23 protein-coding genes and 1 tRNA gene are annotated in these 20,553 nt (G+C 67.0%); 10 read left to right on the top strand and 14 right to left on the bottom strand.

The window, feature by feature from the left end:
• Positions 1 to 49: 49 nt before the first annotated feature.
• Both EU513_RS09445 and EU513_RS15895 read right to left on the bottom strand, forming a co-directional pair.
• A complete protein-coding gene (locus EU513_RS09445; RefSeq protein WP_168990228.1) occupies positions 50 to 415 on the bottom strand; it encodes a GntR family transcriptional regulator in 366 nt (121 codons plus the stop codon).
• Positions 416 to 539: 124 nt separating this feature from the next.
• On the bottom strand, positions 540 to 686 hold the full coding sequence (locus EU513_RS15895; protein ID WP_168990227.1) for a hypothetical protein: 147 nt from the start codon (positions 684 to 686) through the stop codon (positions 540 to 542).
• Between the two features lie 206 nt (positions 687 to 892).
• On the opposite strand from EU513_RS15895, the gene EU513_RS09440 reads away from it, so the two are divergent.
• Together EU513_RS09440 and EU513_RS09435 are read left to right on the top strand one after the other, a co-directional pair.
• A complete protein-coding gene (locus EU513_RS09440) occupies positions 893 to 2,584 on the top strand; it encodes an ABC-F family ATP-binding cassette domain-containing protein (RefSeq protein WP_129625636.1) in 1,692 nt (563 codons plus the stop codon).
• 80 nt (positions 2,585 to 2,664) lie between these two features.
• A complete protein-coding gene (locus tag EU513_RS09435; protein WP_129625635.1) occupies positions 2,665 to 3,333 on the top strand; it encodes a trimeric intracellular cation channel family protein in 669 nt (222 codons plus the stop codon).
• Here EU513_RS09435 and EU513_RS09430 read toward each other — a convergent pair.
• On the bottom strand, positions 3,312 to 4,319 hold the full coding sequence (locus EU513_RS09430; RefSeq protein ID WP_205744732.1) for a helix-turn-helix domain-containing protein: 1,008 nt from the start codon (positions 4,317 to 4,319) through the stop codon (positions 3,312 to 3,314). The genes EU513_RS09435 and EU513_RS09430 overlap by 22 nt on opposite strands.
• Before the next feature lie 119 nt (positions 4,320 to 4,438).
• The gene (locus tag EU513_RS09425; protein WP_205744731.1) at positions 4,439 to 5,407 is read right to left on the bottom strand and encodes an alpha/beta hydrolase; all 969 of its coding nucleotides are present in this window, start codon (positions 5,405 to 5,407) and stop codon (positions 4,439 to 4,441) included.
• A 162-nt stretch (positions 5,408 to 5,569) separates the two neighbouring features.
• Between EU513_RS09425 and EU513_RS09420 the strand changes: the two genes are divergently transcribed.
• From EU513_RS09420 to EU513_RS09385, 7 genes are all read left to right on the top strand, one after another.
• Positions 5,570 to 6,772 carry a serine hydrolase gene (locus EU513_RS09420; RefSeq protein WP_129625633.1) on the top strand — a complete coding sequence of 401 codons (1,203 nt, stop codon included), beginning with the start codon at positions 5,570 to 5,572 and terminating at the stop codon, positions 6,770 to 6,772.
• 787 nt (positions 6,773 to 7,559) lie between these two features.
• Positions 7,560 to 7,739 carry a hypothetical protein gene (locus EU513_RS16670; RefSeq protein WP_205744730.1) on the top strand — a complete coding sequence of 60 codons (180 nt, stop codon included), beginning with the start codon at positions 7,560 to 7,562 and terminating at the stop codon, positions 7,737 to 7,739.
• A 42-nt stretch (positions 7,740 to 7,781) separates the two neighbouring features.
• The gene (locus EU513_RS09405; protein ID WP_026936347.1) at positions 7,782 to 8,141 is read left to right on the top strand and encodes a helix-turn-helix transcriptional regulator; all 360 of its coding nucleotides are present in this window, start codon (positions 7,782 to 7,784) and stop codon (positions 8,139 to 8,141) included.
• Entirely contained in the window at positions 8,138 to 10,054 is a 1,917-nt protein-coding gene (locus tag EU513_RS09400; RefSeq protein WP_028707591.1) for a cation-translocating P-type ATPase, read from the top strand. Before EU513_RS09405 ends, EU513_RS09400 begins: the two co-directional genes overlap by 4 nt.
• Positions 10,054 to 10,662, top strand: coding sequence for a cadmium resistance transporter (locus tag EU513_RS09395; protein WP_129625632.1), 609 nt, complete (start codon positions 10,054 to 10,056; stop codon positions 10,660 to 10,662). The genes EU513_RS09400 and EU513_RS09395 overlap by 1 nt, the downstream gene beginning before the upstream one ends.
• Positions 10,659 to 11,183 carry a signal peptidase II gene (locus EU513_RS09390; RefSeq protein ID WP_129625631.1) on the top strand — a complete coding sequence of 175 codons (525 nt, stop codon included), beginning with the start codon at positions 10,659 to 10,661 and terminating at the stop codon, positions 11,181 to 11,183. Before EU513_RS09395 ends, EU513_RS09390 begins: the two co-directional genes overlap by 4 nt.
• 10 nt (positions 11,184 to 11,193) lie before the next feature.
• On the top strand, positions 11,194 to 11,505 hold the full coding sequence (locus EU513_RS09385) for a hypothetical protein (RefSeq protein WP_026936351.1): 312 nt from the start codon (positions 11,194 to 11,196) through the stop codon (positions 11,503 to 11,505).
• Positions 11,506 to 11,512: 7 nt separating this feature from the next.
• Here the strand turns inward: EU513_RS09385 and EU513_RS09380 are convergent, their stop codons facing one another.
• From EU513_RS09380 to EU513_RS16380, 3 genes are all read right to left on the bottom strand, one after another.
• The gene (locus EU513_RS09380) at positions 11,513 to 12,661 is read right to left on the bottom strand and encodes a hypothetical protein (RefSeq protein WP_240796000.1); all 1,149 of its coding nucleotides are present in this window, start codon (positions 12,659 to 12,661) and stop codon (positions 11,513 to 11,515) included.
• A gap of 818 nt (positions 12,662 to 13,479) precedes the next feature.
• Positions 13,480 to 13,815, bottom strand: a complete 336-nt coding sequence (locus EU513_RS09375) for a helix-turn-helix transcriptional regulator (protein WP_026936353.1) — start codon at positions 13,813 to 13,815, stop codon at positions 13,480 to 13,482.
• A complete protein-coding gene (locus EU513_RS16380; protein ID WP_305037033.1) occupies positions 13,805 to 14,695 on the bottom strand; it encodes a tyrosine-type recombinase/integrase in 891 nt (296 codons plus the stop codon). The genes EU513_RS09375 and EU513_RS16380 overlap by 11 nt, the downstream gene beginning before the upstream one ends.
• A gap of 434 nt (positions 14,696 to 15,129) precedes the next feature.
• On the opposite strand from EU513_RS16380, the gene EU513_RS09365 reads away from it, so the two are divergent.
• Entirely contained in the window at positions 15,130 to 15,636 is a 507-nt protein-coding gene (locus tag EU513_RS09365) for a DinB family protein (protein ID WP_129625630.1), read from the top strand.
• A gap of 629 nt (positions 15,637 to 16,265) precedes the next feature.
• Here the strand turns inward: EU513_RS09365 and EU513_RS09360 are convergent.
• From EU513_RS09360 to EU513_RS09325, 7 genes are all read right to left on the bottom strand, one after another.
• Positions 16,266 to 16,338, bottom strand: a tRNA-Ala gene (locus EU513_RS09360).
• A 401-nt stretch (positions 16,339 to 16,739) separates the two neighbouring features.
• A complete protein-coding gene (locus EU513_RS09350) occupies positions 16,740 to 17,306 on the bottom strand; it encodes a DUF4442 domain-containing protein (protein WP_129625629.1) in 567 nt (188 codons plus the stop codon).
• Positions 17,303 to 17,923, bottom strand: a complete 621-nt coding sequence (locus EU513_RS09345) for a histidine phosphatase family protein (protein WP_240795998.1) — start codon at positions 17,921 to 17,923, stop codon at positions 17,303 to 17,305. Before EU513_RS09345 ends, EU513_RS09350 begins: the two co-directional genes overlap by 4 nt.
• 32 nt (positions 17,924 to 17,955) lie before the next feature.
• Positions 17,956 to 18,357: a ribosome silencing factor gene (gene rsfS / locus EU513_RS09340; protein ID WP_129625627.1), complete on the bottom strand. Its 402-nt coding sequence runs from the start codon at positions 18,355 to 18,357 to the stop codon at positions 17,956 to 17,958.
• Positions 18,354 to 18,944, bottom strand: coding sequence for a nicotinate-nucleotide adenylyltransferase (nadD, locus tag EU513_RS09335; RefSeq protein ID WP_129625626.1), 591 nt, complete (start codon positions 18,942 to 18,944; stop codon positions 18,354 to 18,356). The genes rsfS and nadD overlap by 4 nt, the downstream gene beginning before the upstream one ends.
• 17 nt (positions 18,945 to 18,961) lie before the next feature.
• Positions 18,962 to 19,186, bottom strand: a complete 225-nt coding sequence (locus EU513_RS09330) for a hypothetical protein (RefSeq protein ID WP_129625625.1) — start codon at positions 19,184 to 19,186, stop codon at positions 18,962 to 18,964.
• A 60-nt stretch (positions 19,187 to 19,246) separates the two neighbouring features.
• Positions 19,247 to 20,533: a glutamate-5-semialdehyde dehydrogenase gene (locus EU513_RS09325; protein ID WP_129625624.1), complete on the bottom strand. Its 1,287-nt coding sequence runs from the start codon at positions 20,531 to 20,533 to the stop codon at positions 19,247 to 19,249.
• Between the last annotated feature and the right edge of the window lie 20 nt (positions 20,534 to 20,553).

Genomic DNA, 20,553 nt, shown 5'->3' with positions numbered 1-20,553 from the left:
GTGGCGGGCCATTTCCGGATGACCGGTACTTCGGGTTCCGAAGTACCGGTCAGTTGATTCCGTCCTGTTTGAGCGCTTGCTCGACGACGGCGAGGACGTCGGCGCGGGCGGGGTTCCACCGGCGCACCCGCACGACGAGCTCGCGAGCCGCTCGCTCGAGTTCCTCGGCAGCGGTGTCCTGACCGGCGCAGATGAAGGTGCCGGCCCGTCCGCGCGTGACGATCAGACCGGATCGTTCGAGTTCGGTGTAGGCCTTCGCGACCGTGCCCGGCGCGATCCGCAGGTCGGCGGCAAGACCGCGGACGGTGGGCAGCTTGCTGCCTACGACGAAGTCGCCTACCCGGACGCCCTCGGCGACCTGATCGCAAATCTGCTCGTACGTCGGCTGCGCGCTTTCCCGATCAATCGTGAACACCTTTGCATTCTCCCCCGTGACTGCAGAATTTCGCTGCGGAATGAACATTCATCAACACAATTAGGTTGCGAACAAAAAAGAATACCCCCGCCCCGAATGGGCGGAGGTATCAGTACGTTCTGCGTCAGACGCGCTCGGCGGAACGCTGCCAGGCCATGATCAGGTCGTCGCGCGAGGCCGGAGTGCCGGCGTTCTCGACCGCCTTGTTGAACGCGCGGCGGGCGCGGGCGTTCTCACGGTGGCTCTTGATCGACTTCGCGAGCGAGGTCATGGCTGGTGGCTCCTTTGCCGTTGCATGAGTGCTTGATGTGGTTCAGGTCTCAAAGTTCTAAGTAGAACTATTCGATACCGAAATGTTACGCCTGTCAGGACGGCCGTCCAAATCCTGCACCCGGATGGTGAGGGAACTCACAACGGCGTCGTTCCGGCGCAAAATCGAAGTGACGGATGCCCTGCGATGCAGCAAGCTTGATCCTCGTGGGACATATCGAAGCCAACTCCGTCGACTACTTCCTGCCCGACGGCAGGCCGCTGCTCGGCGGGGTGAGTCTGCGCGTGGGCGACGGCGCGAAGGTCGCACTCGTCGGTCCGAACGGCACCGGCAAGACCACGCTGCTTCGCATCATTGCCGGCGAACTCGACGCGCACGACGGGGCGATCACCCGCAGCGGAAGGATCGGCGTGATGCCGCAGTTCATCGGCAAGGTCGGGCGCGAGGGCAAACAGGTGACCGTCCGGGATCTGCTGCTCACCGTCGCTCCCCTGCCGATCCGTGAAGCAGCCGCCACTGTCGACCGCACCGAACTGGCGATCATGGAACGCGACGACGAGTCAGACCAGATGGCGTACGCGCAGGCGTTGGCCGACTGGGCAGAGGTCGGCGGGTACGACTGGGAGACGCTCGCCGATGTGTGCACCGTTGCGGCACTGTCGATTCCGTTCGACCAGGCACAGTGGCGCGACGTCAACACCCTCAGCGGTGGCGAGCAGAAACGACTCGTGTTGGAGGCGCTGCTTCGCGGGCCGGAGGATGTCCTGTTGCTCGACGAGCCGGACAACTACCTGGACGTGCCGACCAAGCGCTGGCTCGAAGCTGAACTCAACGCGTCCCCCAAGACCGTCCTGTTCATCAGCCACGACCGGGAACTGCTGAGCACCGTCGCGACCCGGATCGCGACCCTGGAACCACAGGCGGCCGGCGCCGTGTGCTGGGTGCATCCCGGATCGTTCGACACCTATCAGCAGGCGCGTATCGACCGGAACGACCGCCTCGAGGAGTTGCGGCGCCGCTGGGACGAGGAGCACACCAAGCTGAAGACGCTTGTGCTGAACCTGAAGGTGAAATCGACCTTCAACGACGGCATGGCCTCGCGCTACCACGCTGCCCAGACCCGGTTGGCCAAGTTCGAGGCAGCGGGCCCGCCGCAGGCGATCCCCTTCGAGCAGAAGGTGACCATGCGGCTGCGCGGTGGTCGCACGGCCAAGCGCTCGGTGATCTGCGAAGGACTGGAGCTCACCGGATTGATGAAGCCCTTCGACTGCGAGATCTGGTACGGCGAGCGAGTCGCCGTCCTGGGCTCGAACGGGTCGGGCAAGTCCCACTTCCTTCGGTTGTTGGCCGCCGGTGGTTCCGACCCGGACATCGAGCACCGCCCGGTGGGCGACTTCGTCCCGGACACGGTGCAGCACAGCGGAATTGCCCGCCTGGGCTCGAGGGTGCGCCCGGGCTGGTTCGCACAGACGCATCAGCACGCCTCACTGACCGATCGGACGCTGCTCGACATCCTGCATCGTGGTGACGAGCACCGCGAAGGCATGCCGCGGGAGCAGGCGTCGCGGGCACTCGACCGGTACGAGTTGGCTCGCAGCGCCGAGCAGACCTTCGGGTCACTCTCCGGTGGGCAGCAGGCGCGCTTGCAGATTCTGCTGCTCGAACTCAGCGGTGCGACGCTGCTGCTGCTCGACGAACCGACCGACAACCTCGACCTGCACTCGGCCGAGTCGCTCGAGGAGGGCCTGGACGGCTTCGAAGGCACGGTCATCGCGGTGACCCACGACCGTTGGTTTGCAAAGGGATTCGACCGGTACCTCGTGTTCGGCGGCGACGGCCGGGTCTACGAGACGCCCGCACCGGTGTGGGACGAGACGCGGGTCGTCCGCGCTCGCTGACCGGTCCCGGACCCGTGGGCTGGGTACGGCACACTTGTCCGGTCGGCCGCCGGTGCCGGCCCGATTGAGGAGGCGACAGGGTGACCACCGACCTCGGTGACATCGTCCGCACGGTCGACCTCATCGGCGTCGCCGTGAACGGTCTGCTGGGTGCGGAGATCGCCCGCCGCGAGCGCCTCGACCCGGTCGGATTCGCTGTGCTGGCAATCCTTTCCGGCCTCGGCGGCGGAATGATCCGCGACACCCTCCTGCAGCAGGGGACGCCGGTCGCCCTCACCGACTCCTGGTACCTCGTCGTCGCGATCGCCGCAGCCGCCGTCGGTTACACCCTGCAGTTCGAGGGACGAGTGTGGAACCGGGTCTACCCGGCGCTCGACGGTCTGGCCCTCGGCACCTGGGCGGCGGTCGGTACGCAGAAGTCACTCAGCGCGGGCCTGGGGTGGTTGCCCTCGTTGCTGCTCGGCACGATCACCGCGGTCGGCGGCGGGATGGTTCGTGACGTCGTGCTCGCCCGGCGTCCGGCCTTCCTCGGCGGCAACACCTTGTATGCCACCTGTGCGATCATCGCCAGCGGTGTCGCGATCATGCTCAACGGTCTGGTGACCGCCGAGGTGGGCGTGCTCGCCGCTACCGCCGTGGGTGCGCCGATGGTGCTTATCGCCAAGGCGAGAGGCTGGACACTCCCCGGCGAGTCAGCCCGAGTCGGAGTGCAGGCGATCAAACGCCGCTACCCGCGCCAATCCTCCTGAACCACAGCGGGTCTGCTCACCCCCGTCATGGCGGCCGGGGCGGGCAGGTCGAGCACAGTCGACCGACTGAGTCGGTGCATGAGGAAGGCTGTGCCAAGACGGGTGCGGCCGAAACCCTGCAACGGATCGAAGCCGAGGCCGGTCCTGAGCGTGTCGCAGCGGGCTTGCAGTGTGCTGTGGTGAATGTTCAGTTCACGGGCCGCTTCCCGAACCGTCTGCGTCGTCACCAGCGCCTCGACGGTCTCCAATGCCCACGGATGCTGTTGCGCGACAAGGGTGAGACTGTCGGCGTCACCATGCTGGACGTCGTCGTCGGCGTCAGCCAACAGGTCGATCAGGCCGCCGTAGTCGTCGGCCACGACCATCGGCTCACGCGCCCGATCACACAGCCGCAGCGCGACGAGCGCGCTGCGGAACGACCGGTCGAGCCCGTGCACGGAAGCGGCGATCCCGATGCCGCCCGGCGCGGCGCGGAACGGCTCGAAGATCTCCGGGACGACGACGACATGGATCGGGCCGAAGCGGGTGCCGATCACGTCCTCGGGCCCGGACGGCCGACCCTCCCAGACAGCGAACAGCGGCGCGGCGACGATGCGGTAGCGGCGCGCGGCCACCACTCCGAGCGCCCCGGCGGCGTCGAGCCGTTCCTCGACACTGCTGTTGCGCTCGGTCAGCACGCCGAGGTGGCGACGGTTGTCGATTTCGCGCTGACCGCGTCCGTGTCTGATGCGCACGGCGAGCGCGAGCCGTTCGAGGATGATCGCATCGTTGGCAAACGGCGCTTCGTCTCGCTCGAGCCAGACGAGCATGTCGTCTCCCGCCCGGGCGAGGAGATCATCGCGCGGCGTAGGCGCCTGCGATCGGTCGATCTCGCCCCGCGGCGACACCCGCATGGCGGCCTGCGATCCGCTTTCACGAAACCCGGCCGTGCATCCGGCCAGCGAGGCCGCCGCGGCCAGCAGTGCTCGGGTGTTGACGTTGCCCACGATGAGCTCGTCGAAGCAGGCGATGACTCGCAGGCCGAGGCTCGAATTGGGGTCGAGGCGCGCGATGCGTCCGAGGAGTTCTTGCATCTCAGGGCTCCTGGCGAGGTCGGGTCGGCCGATCAGTCGGCAAGGGTCTTCTCCACCCAGGCGTTGCGGGTGCGGATCATCGATCGCCCCACGCTGGTGTGCGGCGCGAAGATGTCGCACGCGTGAAAGGCGCCCGACCACACGTGCAGTTCGGCATCGCCCCCTGCCGCCCAGATGCGTCCGGCATAGTCGATGGCCTCGTCGCGGAAGATCTCGGCAGCGCCGACGTCGATGAACGCCGGCGGCAGTGCGCTGAGGTCGCCCGCCCGGGCCGGTGCGGCGTAAGGCGACACGTCGTCGCCACCGCGGCGATCGCCGAGCATCGCCTGCCACGCGGTTTGATTGCTCACCCGGTCCCATACGCCGATGCCGTCGAACTGTGCGGTCGACGCGGTGATCAATCGGTCGTCGAGCATCGGGTAGTCGAGCAGTTGGCCGCAGGGCCGCGGGCCGCCGCGGTCACGTGCGGCTAGAGCGATGCCGGCCGCGAGCCCGCCACCGGCACTGGCGCCGGCGACGAGAATGCGATCGCGACGTACGCCCAAATTTCCCGACTCGGCGGCGACCCATTCCAAGGCTGCGTACATGTCCTCCCACGGGTACGGGTCGGGAAACTCCGGCGCCAGCCGGTAGTCGACCGTGATGACGGTCGCGCCCAGTTCGCTGACCCAATCGAGCACAAGGTCGAGACCGCTGAACTTGTCACCGAACATCAACCCACCCGAATGCGCGTAAAGCACCGTCGGACGCGGGCCCTGTGCGTCGCGCGGTCGGAGAACGGCGGCCGTGAGGTCGGCGCCCTGGTAGCCGGGCAGGACGACGTCCGTCACATCAATACGATGCTGCCGGAACAAGTCGGTCATCGGCGGGGACGCGTACGAGACTCGCATGAAGTCGATGAGTTCAGGGGTGATGGTCGGCGGGAACATGCCACCCACGACCGCCAATCCGGCGCGTAGCTCGGCGTCGAATCCGGGCCGCGGCACCGCGTTCACCGTCATGAGGCCTCCTTTGTGCCGACGATTCTTCGAAGTCTATTGCGGTGTCTCGCACCGCACCCCGCCATTTGGCGGGATGGGTTCGTCGATTTGCGACGCCGCGTCGGTTGTGATCTGCGTCACACTTGGGCGAGGGTTGAGCTTCACCGAACGAGAGGAAGATCAGTGAGCGACAACTTAACTACCGCGGTCGACGCCGTCGTCCAGCGCGCTTCGCAGGGCCCGAATTCCGGGGAAGGACGAGTGCCGGGCGTCGTCGCCGGTATTACCGACCGGGACAAGGACATCTACCTCGGCGCGTCCGGCGTGCGCGACCTGTCGTCCGACGCCGAAATGACGACCGACACGTCCTTCAGCATCTGGTCGACGACGAAGGCGATCACCGCAACCGCCTGCCTCCAGCTGGTGGAGTCGGGCGACCTCGACCTGCAGGCGCCGGCGAAGGAGTACGCGCCCGCCCTCGCCGACGTCAAGGTCATCGACGGCTTCGACGCGGACGGTCAGCCGATCCTGCGTGCGCCGGCCAGCGACGTCACCACCCACCACCTGCTGACGCACACCGCGGGCTTCGGGTACGACTTCTTCAACGAGACCTACAACCGCCTCGCCGAGGAGCACGGCCAGCCGAGCGTGGCCACCGCGACGCGCGCCGCGTTGAACTCTCCGCTGCTGTTCGACCCTGGCACCCAGTGGGAGTACGGCAGCAGCATCGACTGGGCCGGCCAGGTGGTCGAAGGCATCACCGGCAAGCGCCTCGGCGAGGTGTTCCAGGAGCGCATTTTCGCGCCTCTGGGCATGACGTCCTCAGCCTTCGCGCCGACCGAGGAGATGCTCTCGCGACAGGCTCGGCACCACCAGCGCGAGGACGACGGCACGCTCACCCCGAGCGAGTTCGCGACCCCCACCACGCCCGAGGTCGACTTCGGCGGGCACGGTCTGTTCTCGACCGTGCCCGATTACCTGAAGTTCATCCGCATGTGGCTCAACGAGGGACGCAGCGCCTCCGGCGAGCAGGTGCTGTCGCCGGCGTCTGTCGACCTCGGCTTCACCAACCAACTTCCCGACAATCTCCAGGTCAAGCTGCTGCCGGGCGTCATCAAGTGGCTCTCGAACGACGCCGAGTTCTTCCCCGGTCTGAAGAAGACGTGGTCGTACAGCTTCCAGTACACCGAGGACCCGTTCCCGACCGGACGACCCGCCGGCGCCATCGGCTGGGCCGGCTTGGCCAACCTCTTCTACTGGATCGACCGCGACAACGGGTTCGGAGGCTACTGGGCGACGCAGATCTTCCCGTTTGCCGACGGCCCCTCGTTCACCGGGTACGTCGACTTCGAAACCGCTGCGTACCAAGCGTTTACCAAAAGCTGATCGTTCTGGCGCCCGGACGACCGGTCGACCACCGTTGGTCGATCGGTCGTCTTGGCGTACGCGTTCGTCGCAGGTTGTCTGCGAGCGCCCCGCCGGTGCGCCGAGGGCGGTGCTGGCGGCATCCGAAGCAACAGCCGACGCCCGGAGCGCACCGACTGCGGGATCTGCGGCGCCGGGGGCCGCCTACGAAGCCGAGTGTCAGACGTTACGCGCCGTCCGCAACGCACTACTGCTGAGACTGGGGAAAGCGCGGCGGGACGGCTCATCGGCCAGGCGACGAAGGAGCCAGCCGATGAACGCCGAAGGAGCCACCCAACGACATGTGTCAGTGGTGGCACCCAAGTAACCAGAGCGACAGGCTCACGGCGGCGGGACGGCTCATCGGCCAGGCGACGAAGGAGCCGGCCGATGAACGCCGAAGGAGCCGCCAGAAGAAAAAGTGGACCTACGTAGAGAGTTTGATAACTTTCGCTCCGCCGCGCGAACCGTATGTTCACGCCGGTCGCGACGGGTTTACCGGGCATCGAAGCGGCCCTCGAACCCCTGTGTTGTGGACTCCCCGGGCCAGGCTCTCGTGGTTCGCCGAGACGCCCGAAGCAGCCCTGGCCGGCCTCCGGGAACTGGCGGACGAGGTCGTCGCCGACACGGGTGAAGCTGGTGAGGGCGTGCCCGAGACCCCAAGCTGTACCTTCACGCCATGGGAAGCCAAGAATTCAGCTCTCGTGATCTGTCGAACTCGATCTTCCGGGACGTGAGCCTCAGGGACGCGGTCATGCGGGGTGTTGACGTGGACGGCCTCGACATCGACGCTCCGTGGCTGCTCGAGGAGCCGGGGCGGCTCATCGTCAACGGGGTGGATGTCGCGCCCCTGGTCGACGATGAGCTCGACCTACTGGTAGCACCGATTGTTGCTGAGTCGCGTATTCATCAGATGTCGACTGCTGTTTCGCCTTGTGGCGGAGGCTGATGCATCCGGCGATTGATCAGCCTGTGCTGTATAGTTCAGTGCATGCTGACTATTGCTTCTCGACTCGACGTCATGAACCGGCTCGGCCGGGCCATGGCGGATCCGACGCGTTCCCGGATCCTGATGACCCTGCTCGAGGGACCGAGCTACCCGGCGGTGCTCTCGCGTGAGCTGGAGCTGACTCGCTCGAACGTGTCGAACCACCTCACCTGCCTGCGCGACTGCGGCATCGTGGTCGCTGAGCCGGAGGGTCGCCAGACTAGGTATGAGATCGCTGATCCGCACCTCGCGGCCGCTCTCATCGCGCTGGTGGACGTGACTCTGGCTGTCGACGAGCACGCTCCGTGCGTGGACTCGTCGTGCACCGTTCCGGGTTGCTGCGGAGCGGGAGCAGACGCGTGAGCGCGGCATGCGGCTGCGAGCACGAGCCGACGACCACGGCAGTCGATGAGAGCGAGGAGAAGGAGCGGCCCTGGTGGAGGGACCGCGGGATCATGGTGCCGGTCTTCTCCGGTGTCGCGTTCCTCGCTGGTCTGATCCTTGAGTGGTCCGGCATGGAGATCCCGGCACTGGTGCTGTTCTGGGTCGGCTTGCTGCTGGGCGCGTCGACGTTCACGCCGGGCGCGATCCGGAAGCTGTTCAAGGGCAAGCTGGGCATCGGGCTGCTGATGACGATCAGCGCGGTCGGCGCAGTCGTCCTCGGCTACGTCGAAGAGGCTGCGGCGCTGGCGTTCCTCTACTCGATCGCAGAGGCGCTGGAGGACAAGGCGATGGACCGCGCCCGCGGCGGGCTGCGAGCGCTGCTGAAGCTGGTCCCCGACACCGCGACCGTGCGCCGCGACGGCGCTTCGGTGGAGATTGCGGCGAAGGACCTCGCGGTCGGGCAGGTCATGGTGGTTCGTCCCGGCGAGCGGATCGCGACCGACGGAGTCGTCCGTGCGGGGCGCTCCAGCCTGGACACCTCGGCGATCACGGGCGAGTCGATCCCGGTCGAGGTCGAGCCCGGCGACGCCGTGTCGGCCGGCGCGATCAACAGCGCCGGTGCGCTGGAGGTCGAGACGACGGCGGCGGGCACCGACAACTCGCTCACGACCATCGTGGAGCTGGTGGAGCAGGCGCAGGCGGAGAAGGGCGAGCGAGCGCGCCTCGCGGACCGGATCGCGCGCCCGCTGGTCCCGGGCGTGCTGGTCCTCGCGGCCCTGGTCGCCCTGGTCGGCTCGCTGTTCGGGGACCCGGAGCTGTGGATCACCCGAGCCCTCGTCGTCCTCGTCGCCGCCTCCCCGTGCGCGCTGGCGATCTCGGTGCCGCTGACGGTGGTCGCGGCGATCGGCGCGGCGAGCAAGTTCGGCGTGATCATCAAGTCCGGCGCGGTGTTCGAGCGCTTCGGCACGGTCCGCCACGTCGCCGTCGACAAGACCGGCACCCTCACCCGCAACGAGCCCGCCGTCACCGCGGTCCTCGCCGCGGACGGCGTGACCGACGCCCAGGCGCTGGCCTGGGCGGCCGCGCTGGAGCAGCACAGCACGCACCCGCTGGCCGCGGCGATCACCGCCGCAGCCCCCGGAGCCCAGGCTGCGGAGGGCGTGACCGAGCAGGCCGGGCACGGCATCGAGGGCAAGATCGACGGGACTCGGATCACCGTCGGCAGCCCCCGCTGGCTCGACGCCGGGGTGCTCGGCGACCAGGTCGCGGGCCTGGAGGAGCAGGGCATGACCGTTGTGATCGTGCACCGCGACGGGGCCCCTGTCGCCGCGATCGGCGTCCGCGACGAGCTGCGTCCCGAGGTCCCCGAAGTGGTGCGGACTCTCGCGGCGCAGGGCGTCGGGGTGACGATGCTCACCGGCGACAACGCCCGCACGGCACGGGCGCTGGCAGCGCAGGCCGGTATCAGCGACGTGCGCGCGGAACTGCGTCCCGAAGACAAAGCGACCGCGATCGGGGAGCTGTCAAAGGCGGGGTCGGTTGCAATGATCGGCGACGGCATCAACGACGCCCCCGCTCTGGCCGCCGCGGACATCGGCATCGCGATGGGCGCGACCGGCTCGGACGCGGCGATCGAGTCCGCCGACGTCGCGTTCACCGGCCACGACCTCCGCCTCATCCCGCGCGCGTTCGACCACGCCCGCCGCGGACGCCGCATCATCAACCAGAACATCGTCCTGTCGCTGCTGATCATCACCGCGCTGCTGCCGCTCGCGCTGTTCGGCGTCCTCGGACTCGCCGCTGTGGTGCTGGTCCACGAGATCGCCGAGGTCGTCGTGATCCTCAACGGACTCCGCGCCGCCCGCACGCGTACCCCACGGCTGGAGAGCTGATGCTTGCGACCATCGGCTCAGCGATCGGCTTGTTTGCTGCGACCAACATCGATGACATCGTCGTGCTGACCGTGCTGTTCCTGGCCTCCAGCCGAGGGAAGCCGCGACCGTGGCAGATCATCGCAGGCCAGTACCTCGGGTTCATCACCCTCGTCGTGATCAGCGTGATCGCCGCGCTCGGCCTGACCATCGTCCCCGACGAATGGGTGGGCTTCCTCGGCCTGATCCCGCTCGGCATCGGCATCTGGACCCTCGTGCGGGGCCTGCGACGCAACGGTGACGACGATGACGACGACGAGAAGATCACCGCGGTCGGGCTGTGGGGCGTCGCCGGGATCACGATCGCCAACGGGGCCGACAACATCTCCCTCTACACGCCGATCCTCCGCACCAGTTCGCCCGGCGACGTCGTCGTCATGATCGCGGTGTTCCTCGTCCTCGTCGCCGTCTGGTGCGCTGCTGGACACCTGATCGGAACCCACAAGGCCGTCACCGAAACGCTTGAACGCGTCGAGCACTGGCTCGTACCCGTCGTGTTCATCGGCCTGGGCCTGTTCATCCTGATCGATTCCGGCGTCATCGTCCGCCTCGTCGAGGTCCTCGCATGACCCCGGACGCGGCTGCCGATGCTGAGCTGACGTCGGGAGAGCGGCAGCAGAGGGGGCGTTGGCGGCTCACGGCGGGGGCACTCGCGCTCGGCGGGCTCGTCCTCCTGATCGATCAGGGGACGAAGGCATGGGCGGAGGCCACGCTCACAGTAAGTGAGCGCCTCCCGCTGATCGGCGACCTGCTGGGCCTGCAACTCGCTTACAACCCCGGCGCGGCGTTCTCCTTCGGTGAGGGTTCCACCTGGGTGTTCGCGCTGGTGGCCGTCGCGGCCACCGTCACCGCGATCGTGTTCGCGTTCCGTGTCCGACACCCCGGGTGGGCGATCGTGATCGGCGGGCTTGGCGGGGCCGCCGCCTCCCACGCCGGCGACAGGCTTTTCCGTGCTCCAGGGTTCGCCCAGGGGCACGTCGTGGACTTCCTCGCCTACGGGAACTGGTTCATCGGGAACGTCGCCGACGTCGTGATCGTCACCGCCGCGATCGCCGGAGCGCTTCTGATGATCCGCGGCAACGAGAACTGAGAGGACCATCATGGAGATCATCCTGCAGTATTTCAACGGCTGCCCCAACTGGGAGGTGCTCGACCAGCGGCTCGCTGAAGTAGTCAACGACCGATCCGATGTCAGGGTCATACGTCAGCTGGTCGAGACCCCCGAGGACGCCGTGCGCCTCGGGTTCCACGGCTCCCCAACCGTGCTCGTCGACGGCATCGACCCGTTCGCCGACGAGCGTACCCACGTCGGGCTCGCCTGCCGGATGTTCCGCACGCCAGCTGGGATCGCCGGGTCGCCGACCGTCGAGCAGTTGCGCGAAGCGATTTCCGGCCCGGGCGCTGACGTGTGATGCTCGTTCAGGCGTGGTCGGAACGGAGTGCCGGATAGTCGGACCAGTCACCGCCGGCGAGACGCGACCATGCGGCGGCGGACGAGGTCGTGATGCCGAGGAGATCCGAGACGATCCGGGGATGCATTTGCCGGGTGAGCTCGATGAGCGCTGTGGTGCGTGCGCTTCCCGCGAGCAGGCCTTCGGCGCGAAGACGACGGCTCAGCGGGCCCGGGGTGAGGTGATTGCCTGGGTTCCGGCCGGGGAACAGCCATCCTTCAGGATGGTGCTTCGCGGCGTCGGCGAGATCGCTGATGGCGTCGCCAAGGATCTCGGGGAGCCCGATCGGCTCGGCCCCGACGGTCAGCGTGACGGGCCGCGAGCTCGTATCGATCTGTGTCCGGGTGATCGTGACGATGCGGGTCAGCTGGATGCCGTAGAGCAGTACGAGGAGCCCGGCTGCCCGGGTCTTCGGGTCCATGCCGGCATCCGACAGGAACTTGCGAGCCATCTGCCATCGGTGGTCGGAGGCGTAGCTTCGCCCTTCGAGGCGATGGGCTCGGAACTCGACTCGGAGGGTGCTCATCCGGTGCCGTCGTAGCCAGCGAGTGAATGGTGCCAGCGCGTCACGCTGGCTCGGTGAATCAGTCAGATATGCGTCGAGCCGGCGCTGCGGATAGGTTGCCAGCGTCTCTTGCTGTGACCGAATCTCTCGAAGAAGCGCGGCGCAGTACTTCAGCGCGGCCCGTTGCCTTTGGAAGCCAGCGGCTGGACTCGATGTACTGCGGGGTACCGCTCGGAAAGCCCGGGTGGACCGGAGGAGCTCCCAGGTGCAGTACCGGCGCAGGACCAGCCGGTCCTCGGCATGTTCGATGCCCGCCAACCATCCATCGAGCCAGTGGTCGAAGCGCGTGCCTTCGACATCGATCTCCGGAAGCACTCCTGAGCGGACCAGAAGCGAGAGGAGGAACGCTACCGACTGTCCCGACCGAGCTCGGGTGATGATCGCCTCGGCGGTGAGTGGCAGGGTTCCGTCCGCGATCTCGCGGAGCACCATCGCGCACTTGCTCTTGTGCATCCAGCGTTCGAGCGATGCGGCTTTGCTGTGGTGCGTGAGCAGATAGTCCGCAAGGGGGTGGAGGTCCGCGCGGATCTCTCCCGCGTCGTCGGCGAGCAACTGCTGGATCGCGACGGGCCGGCGGCACTCGACGCAGAGATGATGCTTGCGGATCTCCTCGATCGAGCCACACCCAGGGCAGGCCATCGTCACCGGAGCGCCCGCGCAGTCGGCGCAGACCTTCTGACCGTTCATGAAACCGGTCAAGAACACCCTGCGCCCGCACTCGGGACAGGGCTGCGGTCTACGCATCGCGTAATAGCAGCGTGCGCATACCCGTCGCCCGTCAAGGTGGGAGGCGACCCGGCCAGGTTCTCCGCAGAGACCGCAGGTCTTGATCGGTGCGGTATAACAGGCCAGGCAGACGAGTTCCGGGCGGCGGACGATGATGGTCGCGTGCTGCCTGCACCGCGAGCAGTCACCGAACGATCGAGGGTCGGCTCGCCAGCATTCGCGGCAGAAGCGCTGTCCGTCGATCGTGCGCTGCACGGGTCGGACCCGGCCACAGGAAGCGCAGGAGACGGACCTGGCGTTCCGCTCGCAACGAGAGCAGTGCCGACCACCGCTCGGCGTCTTGTGGGGCATTCTCACCGAGCGGCCGCAGGACTCGCACGTCGGCAGCACTACCCGGTCTGCTCCTTCTTCTACCAGCGCGCGGGCCAGATCCTGGACGGTCACCGGCACATTCGCATGCCGCCCCTCGAGGACCCCAGGCTGCTTGATCAGCGCGAGCTCAAGAAGCCGCTGCGTGAGGGGCACTGGCGCAACCGAATGCACGATCTCAGCGAGACGCTCGGGCAAGATCTCGGGAACGAGGGGACGCACGAGGTCGATAACTTCCGTGACTCTCGGCTGCTGCGGAGGCTTGGCCACCGTGGCTACTTCGTACGCGGACGGCGGATGGTTGCGCGGACAGGACGGAGATCACCGATCGACCCGCGCGTCGCTTCCTCGCCCACGGCCACCGGGGTCGATGCCTCTCGGCGAGCGATTGTCACGAGATCGTCGAGTGAGCACTCCAGCGCATCGCACAACGCCGCCAACACGTCGAGACGCACCCGCTGAGGCGGTTGCGTCACCAGCCGATACACCTGCTCCCTGGACAGGTCGATCCCGCGTTCCTCGAGCAGTGGCTTCAGCTTGGAGGTCTGGAAGATCCCGCGCGAAGCCATCACTCTGCGGAGATTCCATCCGGTGTCGAGCTCAACGGTCATCAGCTTCTCCTTCGATGAGGGCCTTCAGTGCTTCCGCGAGCACCCGGTTCTTGTAGTCCGAACTGACGGAGGCGTAGATCGAGGTCGTCGAGGCGTGCATGTGCCCGACCTGCTCCTGGACGAATCGATCGGCATAGCCGAACTCCAGCAAATGCGTGACGTAGGAATGCCGGAGGCTGTGCAGCGTCAGATCCTTCGACAGGCCAGCCTCGTCCCGCAGCTCCGCGAACCTCCGGTCGAGATACCCGGCGGACAGACGCGTGCGACGCTCGGTCACCCAGAGCGCGTCAAGGTCAACTCCGGGCGCGAAGCGTTCCCGGGCCTGCTCGAGCCATTGCTGCATGCCCGGCACCCACCAGTCGAACTCGGGCACCAGCAGCACCGTCCGCCGCCGCGGCGCACCACCTCCTGCAGCCTTCGCCCACCGCACGTGTATCGCGCCGTAACGCCCCCACTGGCGCATCTTTGCGTTGTGGTGCAGGTCGACGGTGTCGAGCATCACCGCCTCCGTGCGGCGCAACCCGAACGCGTAGACCGTCTTCAGCAGTTGTGCGTCACGCAACGCCCCGAGAGCGCCCTTCCGGCCCGACGCCACGAGCAGCTCGACGCGAGCGTCGGCGGTGTCGAACAGGCGCTCGATCTCGTCGTACGTGAACGGGCGGCGTTTCCCGTCCCCCTCGAACTCAAACCGGTGCGCGACCGTGTTCCACGGCAGACACACCTGGGACGGGACCTCACCGAACTCCCGGTCGCAGATCTCCATCCAGTCGTACAACGGGTTCGTGAGGTAGTCGCAGAATCCCCGGATGGACCCGTGATTGGCGCGCATCGTCGACAGCGTGCGAGTGCGTCCGCCCGATTCCGCGGTGAACTCATCCACATCGGCGACCGTCCACCTCCACGGGGCTTGTCCACGAAATCACGGAACCGCGACACCGTCGCCGTCCGATTTCGAATCGTTTGCTCGCGGAGCCCGCGTGACAACTGCTGGTTCCGCCAGCCCTCGATCATCGCGTTGAAGACCTGTTCCTCCGGGTTCGCCAATGCGACGTTCGACGCTGACGTGAGCAGCCGAAGCGCCGCTGGAGAGGCCCCAAAATCTTGCATTAGATGCAACAAAGTATGGGACAGTGCATCACCGTGTCAACTCAGATCCCGGCATCCGCGAGATCACGCTGTTATCGTCGGAGCAGTTGGGTACCGAACCAGACGAATAGGCGTCGTTTGCAAGTGTGAACAGTTGCATTCACTGCAACATGCGATGGTTGCCGGTTCCCCGGCCGTGCCCTTCGTCGAGCTTCCAGTGCGGACGGTCTGCGCGACGCCTGGGCCGCCGTCGAACACGCATGGCAGTCGGCGATCCGACGCGTGGACGCCATGCAACCAGGTTCGGTGGATGCCCAGATCGGGGACGAATGGTCATTCGCGCAGACGGTGCGCCACCTTGTCATGGCGACGGACACGTGGCTCCGCAAGGCAGTGCAGGGCGTGGAGCAGCCCTATCACCCCGCTGGTCTGCCGGACACAAGCTTCGTCGAGGACGGTCGCGACACCAGCGTTTTCAGCGTGGCGTCCCCCGGCTGGGCCGAGGTGCTGCAGGCCCGAGCCGACCGAGTGGGCATGGTCCGGGAGTTCCTGGGGTCCGTCTCCGACGACGAACTGACGTCGACTCGACCCAACCCGCATGCCCCTGAGCACCAGGAGACCGTCCTGTCGTGCGTCCGGACGATCCTCGAAGAGGAGTGGGAACACTTGCGGTACGCAATCCGCGACCTGGACGCTCTCGAGAGGAGCCAGCAGGAGGATGCTCCCAGAGGCTAGACCAGATGGAAGCCTTTGGTAGGTCTTCGAACCCGGGCCGGCCCCGCTCCAGTCGCTTTCATGAGCAGAAGAACAGTGGGGCCCACCCACAGTTTCCTGCGAGCACGCGCCGGCGGCACGCTTGCCCCGCGGCCGTCAGTTCGGTCGCGGAGCAGTTGGACGTGACGTTTCCCTCATGACGAAAGTCGATCGTTCTTCCCAACCCAGTTCGCCGTGTGAAGGATCCATCCGAGCGCGCGCAAGCACGACGTCGACGATGGGGACGTACTTCAGGCGGCCTAATGGACGCAGTAGGTCGAGTTCCTGGAGGACGACACTGGCCCATTGGGATTCGACACCCACCTCCGACTACTGGAGGCCTTCGAGAGCGGCAACGAGCTGGCGTTCCGCCATCGGCGCCGATGTCCACGAACGCTGCGACAACGCCAACCGACGCCTCTGCAACCAAGCCTTCTTCATCAAGATCTACATCGACGAAGACGACCAACTCCGCGTCGAGAACAACCGCCCCTTCGAAATGCTCCTCGATCCCCAGATCAACGCCAACGCCCTCACCTGGGCCCAAGACAGCAACAAGGCCCGAACCGAAACCATCCAAGATGGCAAGGATTCGAGCCTTGTGCGTGGGGTGGAGCATAGGGGATTCGAACCCCTGACCTCTTCCATGCCATGGAAGCGCGCTACCAACTGCGCCAATGCCCCAGGTGGGTTGTCTGCCCCGTGCGGGCGACTGGATTAGCTTACTTACCCTCCCCCACGACACCAAATCGGGTCGGGCCGTGCGGTCTTGACCCGTACGCGCCGCGCAAACCACCTGGTTGCGCGCGACTGCACCCGACCCACGGACGCGGTGGGATGCCGGGCGCAGCCGCGCGATGGTCAGTTGGTAGCGAAGAACTTCTGCAAGTCCTGAAGCACCAGCCCGGCGCCGGTGGGGCCGGGCCCAAGAACCACACGTCATCGTTGACTCGCTGCGGCGATGCGCGGCGGTGTCATCGTCGGCCAGGGAGCGCCGTCACAGGTGCTGACCGCCGACCTTGTGGAGCAGGTTTTCGGGCTCGCGTGCCGGGTGATCGAAGACCCCGAATCGCACACCCCGCTGGTCATCCCGCGGATGAGCCGTCCGCACCCGATCGAAGACCCGATCGAAGATCGCGGCTCCGGGGACGATCAGGCGTGACCTCGCGCGTCGCACGCTTCTTGCGCACGTAGAGCTGGCGCCGGACGCGTGCCACGACGGTGCCGTCGCGCAGGGTGAGCTCGGTCTCGAACCACGGCAGCACCTTCTGCCCCGACGCCGCCTCGGCGCGGATCGCCTCGGCCATCTCGGCCGAGACCTCGAAGCGTCCGTAGACGGTGCCGACACCGGGGCTGACGTACTCGATCTCGGCGGCCTTGTCCCACACGTAGTAGTCGGTGCCGAGCTGGTGCATGAGCAGCAGGGCGTGGAAGGCGTCGGACATCGCGCCGATGGAGCCACCGTAGGCGGTGCCTTGCTGGTTGCGGTTGAAGCGGGTGAGCTTGAGCTCCACCCGGCAGACGGTCCAGTCGTCGCTGAACTCCTTGACCCGTAACCCCATTCCGAGAAACGGCGGGTAGAGGTTCATGCCGCGACGCAGCATGTTCGGGCTGAAGCGGCGGCGTTCGCCGTGGCGGGAGGTCTTGCTCATGCGTGTGCGTTCCACTTCTCGATGCGCCAGCCGTGGGCGCCTTCGGACAGTTCCACCCAGTGGCAGTTGTGCAGCCCGCCGAGCGCGAGCCAGGCGGCGTGCAGGTCGATGCCGACCAGGGACGCAGCGAGCGCGCGGCCGGCGACGCCGTGGGTGACGATCAGCCCGAGGCCGCCCGCCGGGAGTTCGTCGATGAGGTCCTTCGTCGCGGCGAGCGCGCGGGCGGCGACCTCGGCGACGGTCTCACCGGTCTCACCGCGCCGGACGTCCTCGCCGCGGGCGATCGCGTCCAGCTCGGCGCCGTGGCGTTCGCGGACTTCCTCGCCCGACTTTCCTTGCCACTCACCGACATTGATTTCGCGCAACCGCGGATCGGATTCGATGTCCTGGCCGGTCAGCCCGACCACCGCCTGCGCGGTGGCGTACGCGCGGCGCAGGTCACTGGAGCGAACGACATCCGGTGTGCGTTCGGCGAGCACCGTCGCTGCCGCTGCGGCCTGCTGAAGGCCGACCTCGGAGAGTTCGGTGTCGAGCTGGCCTTGCCAGATGCCGCCTGCGTTGTGGGTGGTCTGGCCGTGACGCAGCACGATCAAACGCTTCGGGTTCTTGCTGAGCATAAGCCGCTCGGACGGTCCCGGGATCGCCGCGATCATTCGGCGTCGGTCGTGGCCGCGTCCGTTTCGTCGGCGCCGCTCGGTAGTTCGAGGTCGATCGTGGGGCAGTCACGCCACAGTCGCTCGAGTTGGTAGAACTCACGCTCGTCGTCGTGCTGCACGTGGACGACGATGTCGCCGAAGTCGATCAGCACCCAGCGTCCGCCGCCGCGGCCTTCACGGCGCACCGGCTTCACCTTGCGCGCGAGCAGGGCGTCCTCGATCGCGCCGACGATGGCGTCCACCTGTCGTTCGTTGTCGGCGGAGGCGATGAGGAAGACGTCGGTCAGCGCGAGATGCTCGCTGACGTCGAGCGCGACGATCGTGGTCGCCTTGAGTTCGTCGGCAGCGGCTGCTGCAGCCTTGGCGAGATTGATCGCCTCGGGGGTGGCGGTCACTGTTCCTCCTGCAACTCTCCGCCGCCGGGCAGGTAGAGCTGATATTTGTTGATGTACTGGACGACGCCGTCAGGGACGAGGTACCAGACCGGTTTGTCGTCGTGGACCCGGTCGCGGCAGTCCGTGGAGCTGATGGCCATCGCCGGGATCTCCTTGAGCGTCACCTTGTCCTTGGGCAGCCCCTTGTCGGACAGTTCGTGTCCGGGCCGGGTGACTCCGATGAAGTGCGCGAGGTCCCAGAGTTCCTGGACTCCCTTCCAGGAAAGGATCTGCGACAGGGCGTCGGCACCGGTGATGAAGAAGAGTTCGGCGTCCGGACGCTGGGTCTTCAGATCGCGCAGGGTGTCGAGGGTGTAGGTCGGTCCGGCCCGATCGATGTCGACGCGGCTCACCGTGAAGCGCGGGTTGGACGCCGTGGCGATGACCGTCATCAAGTAACGGTGCTCGGCCGGAGCGACGTCGCGGCCTTCCTTCTGCCACGGCTGCCCGGTGGGGACGAACACGACCTCGTCGAGATCGAGCGTCGCCTGCACCTCGCTGGCCGCGACCAGGTGGCCGTGGTGGATGGGGTCGAAGGTGCCGCCCATGACCCCCAGGCGGATGGTCAGTGATCCGACCGTTCGTCGCGGTTGGTGACCTTCGGGTTGTCGTGCGGCACCTGCTCGCCGAGCTTGGGCGAGGTGTTGCGGAACGACCACAGGATGCCGAACATCAGCGCGAACACCACCAGCGCGATCAGGCCGTACATCAGGTGCGGCATCGGCAGTTCGTTGTGGTGCAGCGGGGGCACATCGCCTTCGGCGACGATGGTCAGGACACGCGACGTCATGACGGCCACCTTACCGTCTGGTGTCGAGGGCGGCAGGCGTGCCTCTCCGGAGGCTGCGGCTCAGACTCGGATCTGTCCGTCGCCCTCGACAACCCACTTGGTGCTGGTGAGTTCCGGCAGCGCCATCGGGCCACGGGCGTGCAGCTTCTGGGTGGAGATCCCGATCTCGGCGCCGAACCCGAACTCTCCCCCGTCGGTGAACCTCGAGGACGCGTTCACCATCACGACAGCCGCATCGACGCGGGCGACGAACTCGCGGGAGGCCGCGCGGTTCTCGGTGACGATCACCTCGGTGTGTTGGGTGCCGAATCGGTCGATGTGATCGATCGCGGCCTCGAGTGAGTCGACGACACCGACGCTCATCTCCAGGCCGTGGAACTCGGTGCCGAACAGTTCGTCGGTGACCGGTTCGTTCGGCACATCGCCTGCAATGGCGCGCGAATCGTCGTCGAGGTAGAGCTTGACGCCGGCGTCCGCGAGTTGCTTCAGGGCGTCCGGCAGGAAGGTCGCCGCGATGTCGCGGTGCACCAGCAGCGTTTCGGCCGCATTGCAGACGCTCGGACGATGGGTCTTGGCGTTGAACGTGATCGCGCGCGCCGTCTCGAGGTTGGCGGCGGAGTCGATGTAGACGTGGACGTTGCCGATGCCGGTCTCGATCACGGGCACGGTCGCGCCGAGCACGACGCGCTGGATCAGTGCCGCTCCCCCGCGCGGGATCACCAGATCGACCAGACCGCGGGCGGTGATGAGTGCGTCGACGTCCTCGTGGCCACCGTCGAGCAGTTGCACCGAGTCGGCAGGCAGCCCGTGCGCTTCGAGAGCCACACGGAGCACCTCGACAATGACCGCGTTGCTGGACGCAGCGGCCGACCCACCGCGCAGGATCATCGCGTTGCCGCTCTTCAGACCGAGTCCGGCAGCGTCGACGGTGACATTCGGACGCGCCTCGTAGACCATTCCGACGACACCCATCGGCACCCGAATCTGCTTGATCTGCAAGCCATTCGCCAAGGTGGAGCCGCGCACGACCTCACCGATCGGGTCGGGCAACGAGGCAACGTCCTGGAGTGCCTGAGCGATGGACGCGATCCGTTCGGGAGTGAGCCGGAGACGGTCCTGAAGGCTCTCGGTCATGCCGCCGATGCGGCCGCGTTCGATGTCCTCTGCATTGGCGTTGACGATCCGGTCGGCCGCCGCCCGCAACGCGTCGGCCAGTGCGACCAGAGCTGTGTCCTTCTCGGCGCGGCTGAGCAGGGCCAGCCGCTTGCTCGCCGCTCGTGCACGCAGGCCGGCAGCCTGGACGCGCTCAATGGAGCTGACGGCGGTTTGGGACACGGCGGCGCTCATGGATCAAGCGTAGATCCGAG

This window comes from Yimella sp. RIT 621 (assembly GCF_004146205.1).
GTDB lineage: Bacteria > Actinomycetota > Actinomycetes > Actinomycetales > Dermatophilaceae > Yimella > Yimella lutea.
This window is presented reverse-complemented; position numbering and strand designations above follow the sequence as displayed.

Coding starts and splice junctions, on each gene's coding strand:
- EU513_RS15895 (WP_168990227.1), bottom strand. CDS start 686: ATGACCTCGCTCGCGAAGTCGATCAAGAGCCACCGTGAGAACGCCCGC.
- EU513_RS09330 (WP_129625625.1), bottom strand. CDS start 19,186: ATGACGTCGCGTGTCCTGACCATCGTCGCCGAAGGCGATGTGCCCCCG.
- EU513_RS09385 (WP_026936351.1), top strand. CDS start 11,194: ATGGAGATCATCCTGCAGTATTTCAACGGCTGCCCCAACTGGGAGGTG.
- EU513_RS09425 (WP_205744731.1), bottom strand. CDS start 5,407: ATGACGGTGAACGCGGTGCCGCGGCCCGGATTCGACGCCGAGCTACGC.
- EU513_RS09375 (WP_026936353.1), bottom strand. CDS start 13,815: ATGACCGTTGAGCTCGACACCGGATGGAATCTCCGCAGAGTGATGGCT.
- EU513_RS09325 (WP_129625624.1), bottom strand. CDS start 20,533: ATGAGCGCCGCCGTGTCCCAAACCGCCGTCAGCTCCATTGAGCGCGTC.
- EU513_RS09395 (WP_129625632.1), top strand. CDS start 10,054: ATGCTTGCGACCATCGGCTCAGCGATCGGCTTGTTTGCTGCGACCAAC.
- nadD (WP_129625626.1), bottom strand. CDS start 18,944: ATGGGCGGCACCTTCGACCCCATCCACCACGGCCACCTGGTCGCGGCC.
- EU513_RS09350 (WP_129625629.1), bottom strand. CDS start 17,306: ATGAGCAAGACCTCCCGCCACGGCGAACGCCGCCGCTTCAGCCCGAAC.
- EU513_RS09390 (WP_129625631.1), top strand. CDS start 10,659: ATGACCCCGGACGCGGCTGCCGATGCTGAGCTGACGTCGGGAGAGCGG.
- EU513_RS09345 (WP_240795998.1), bottom strand. CDS start 17,923: ATGCTCAGCAAGAACCCGAAGCGTTTGATCGTGCTGCGTCACGGCCAG.
- EU513_RS09405 (WP_026936347.1), top strand. CDS start 7,782: ATGCTGACTATTGCTTCTCGACTCGACGTCATGAACCGGCTCGGCCGG.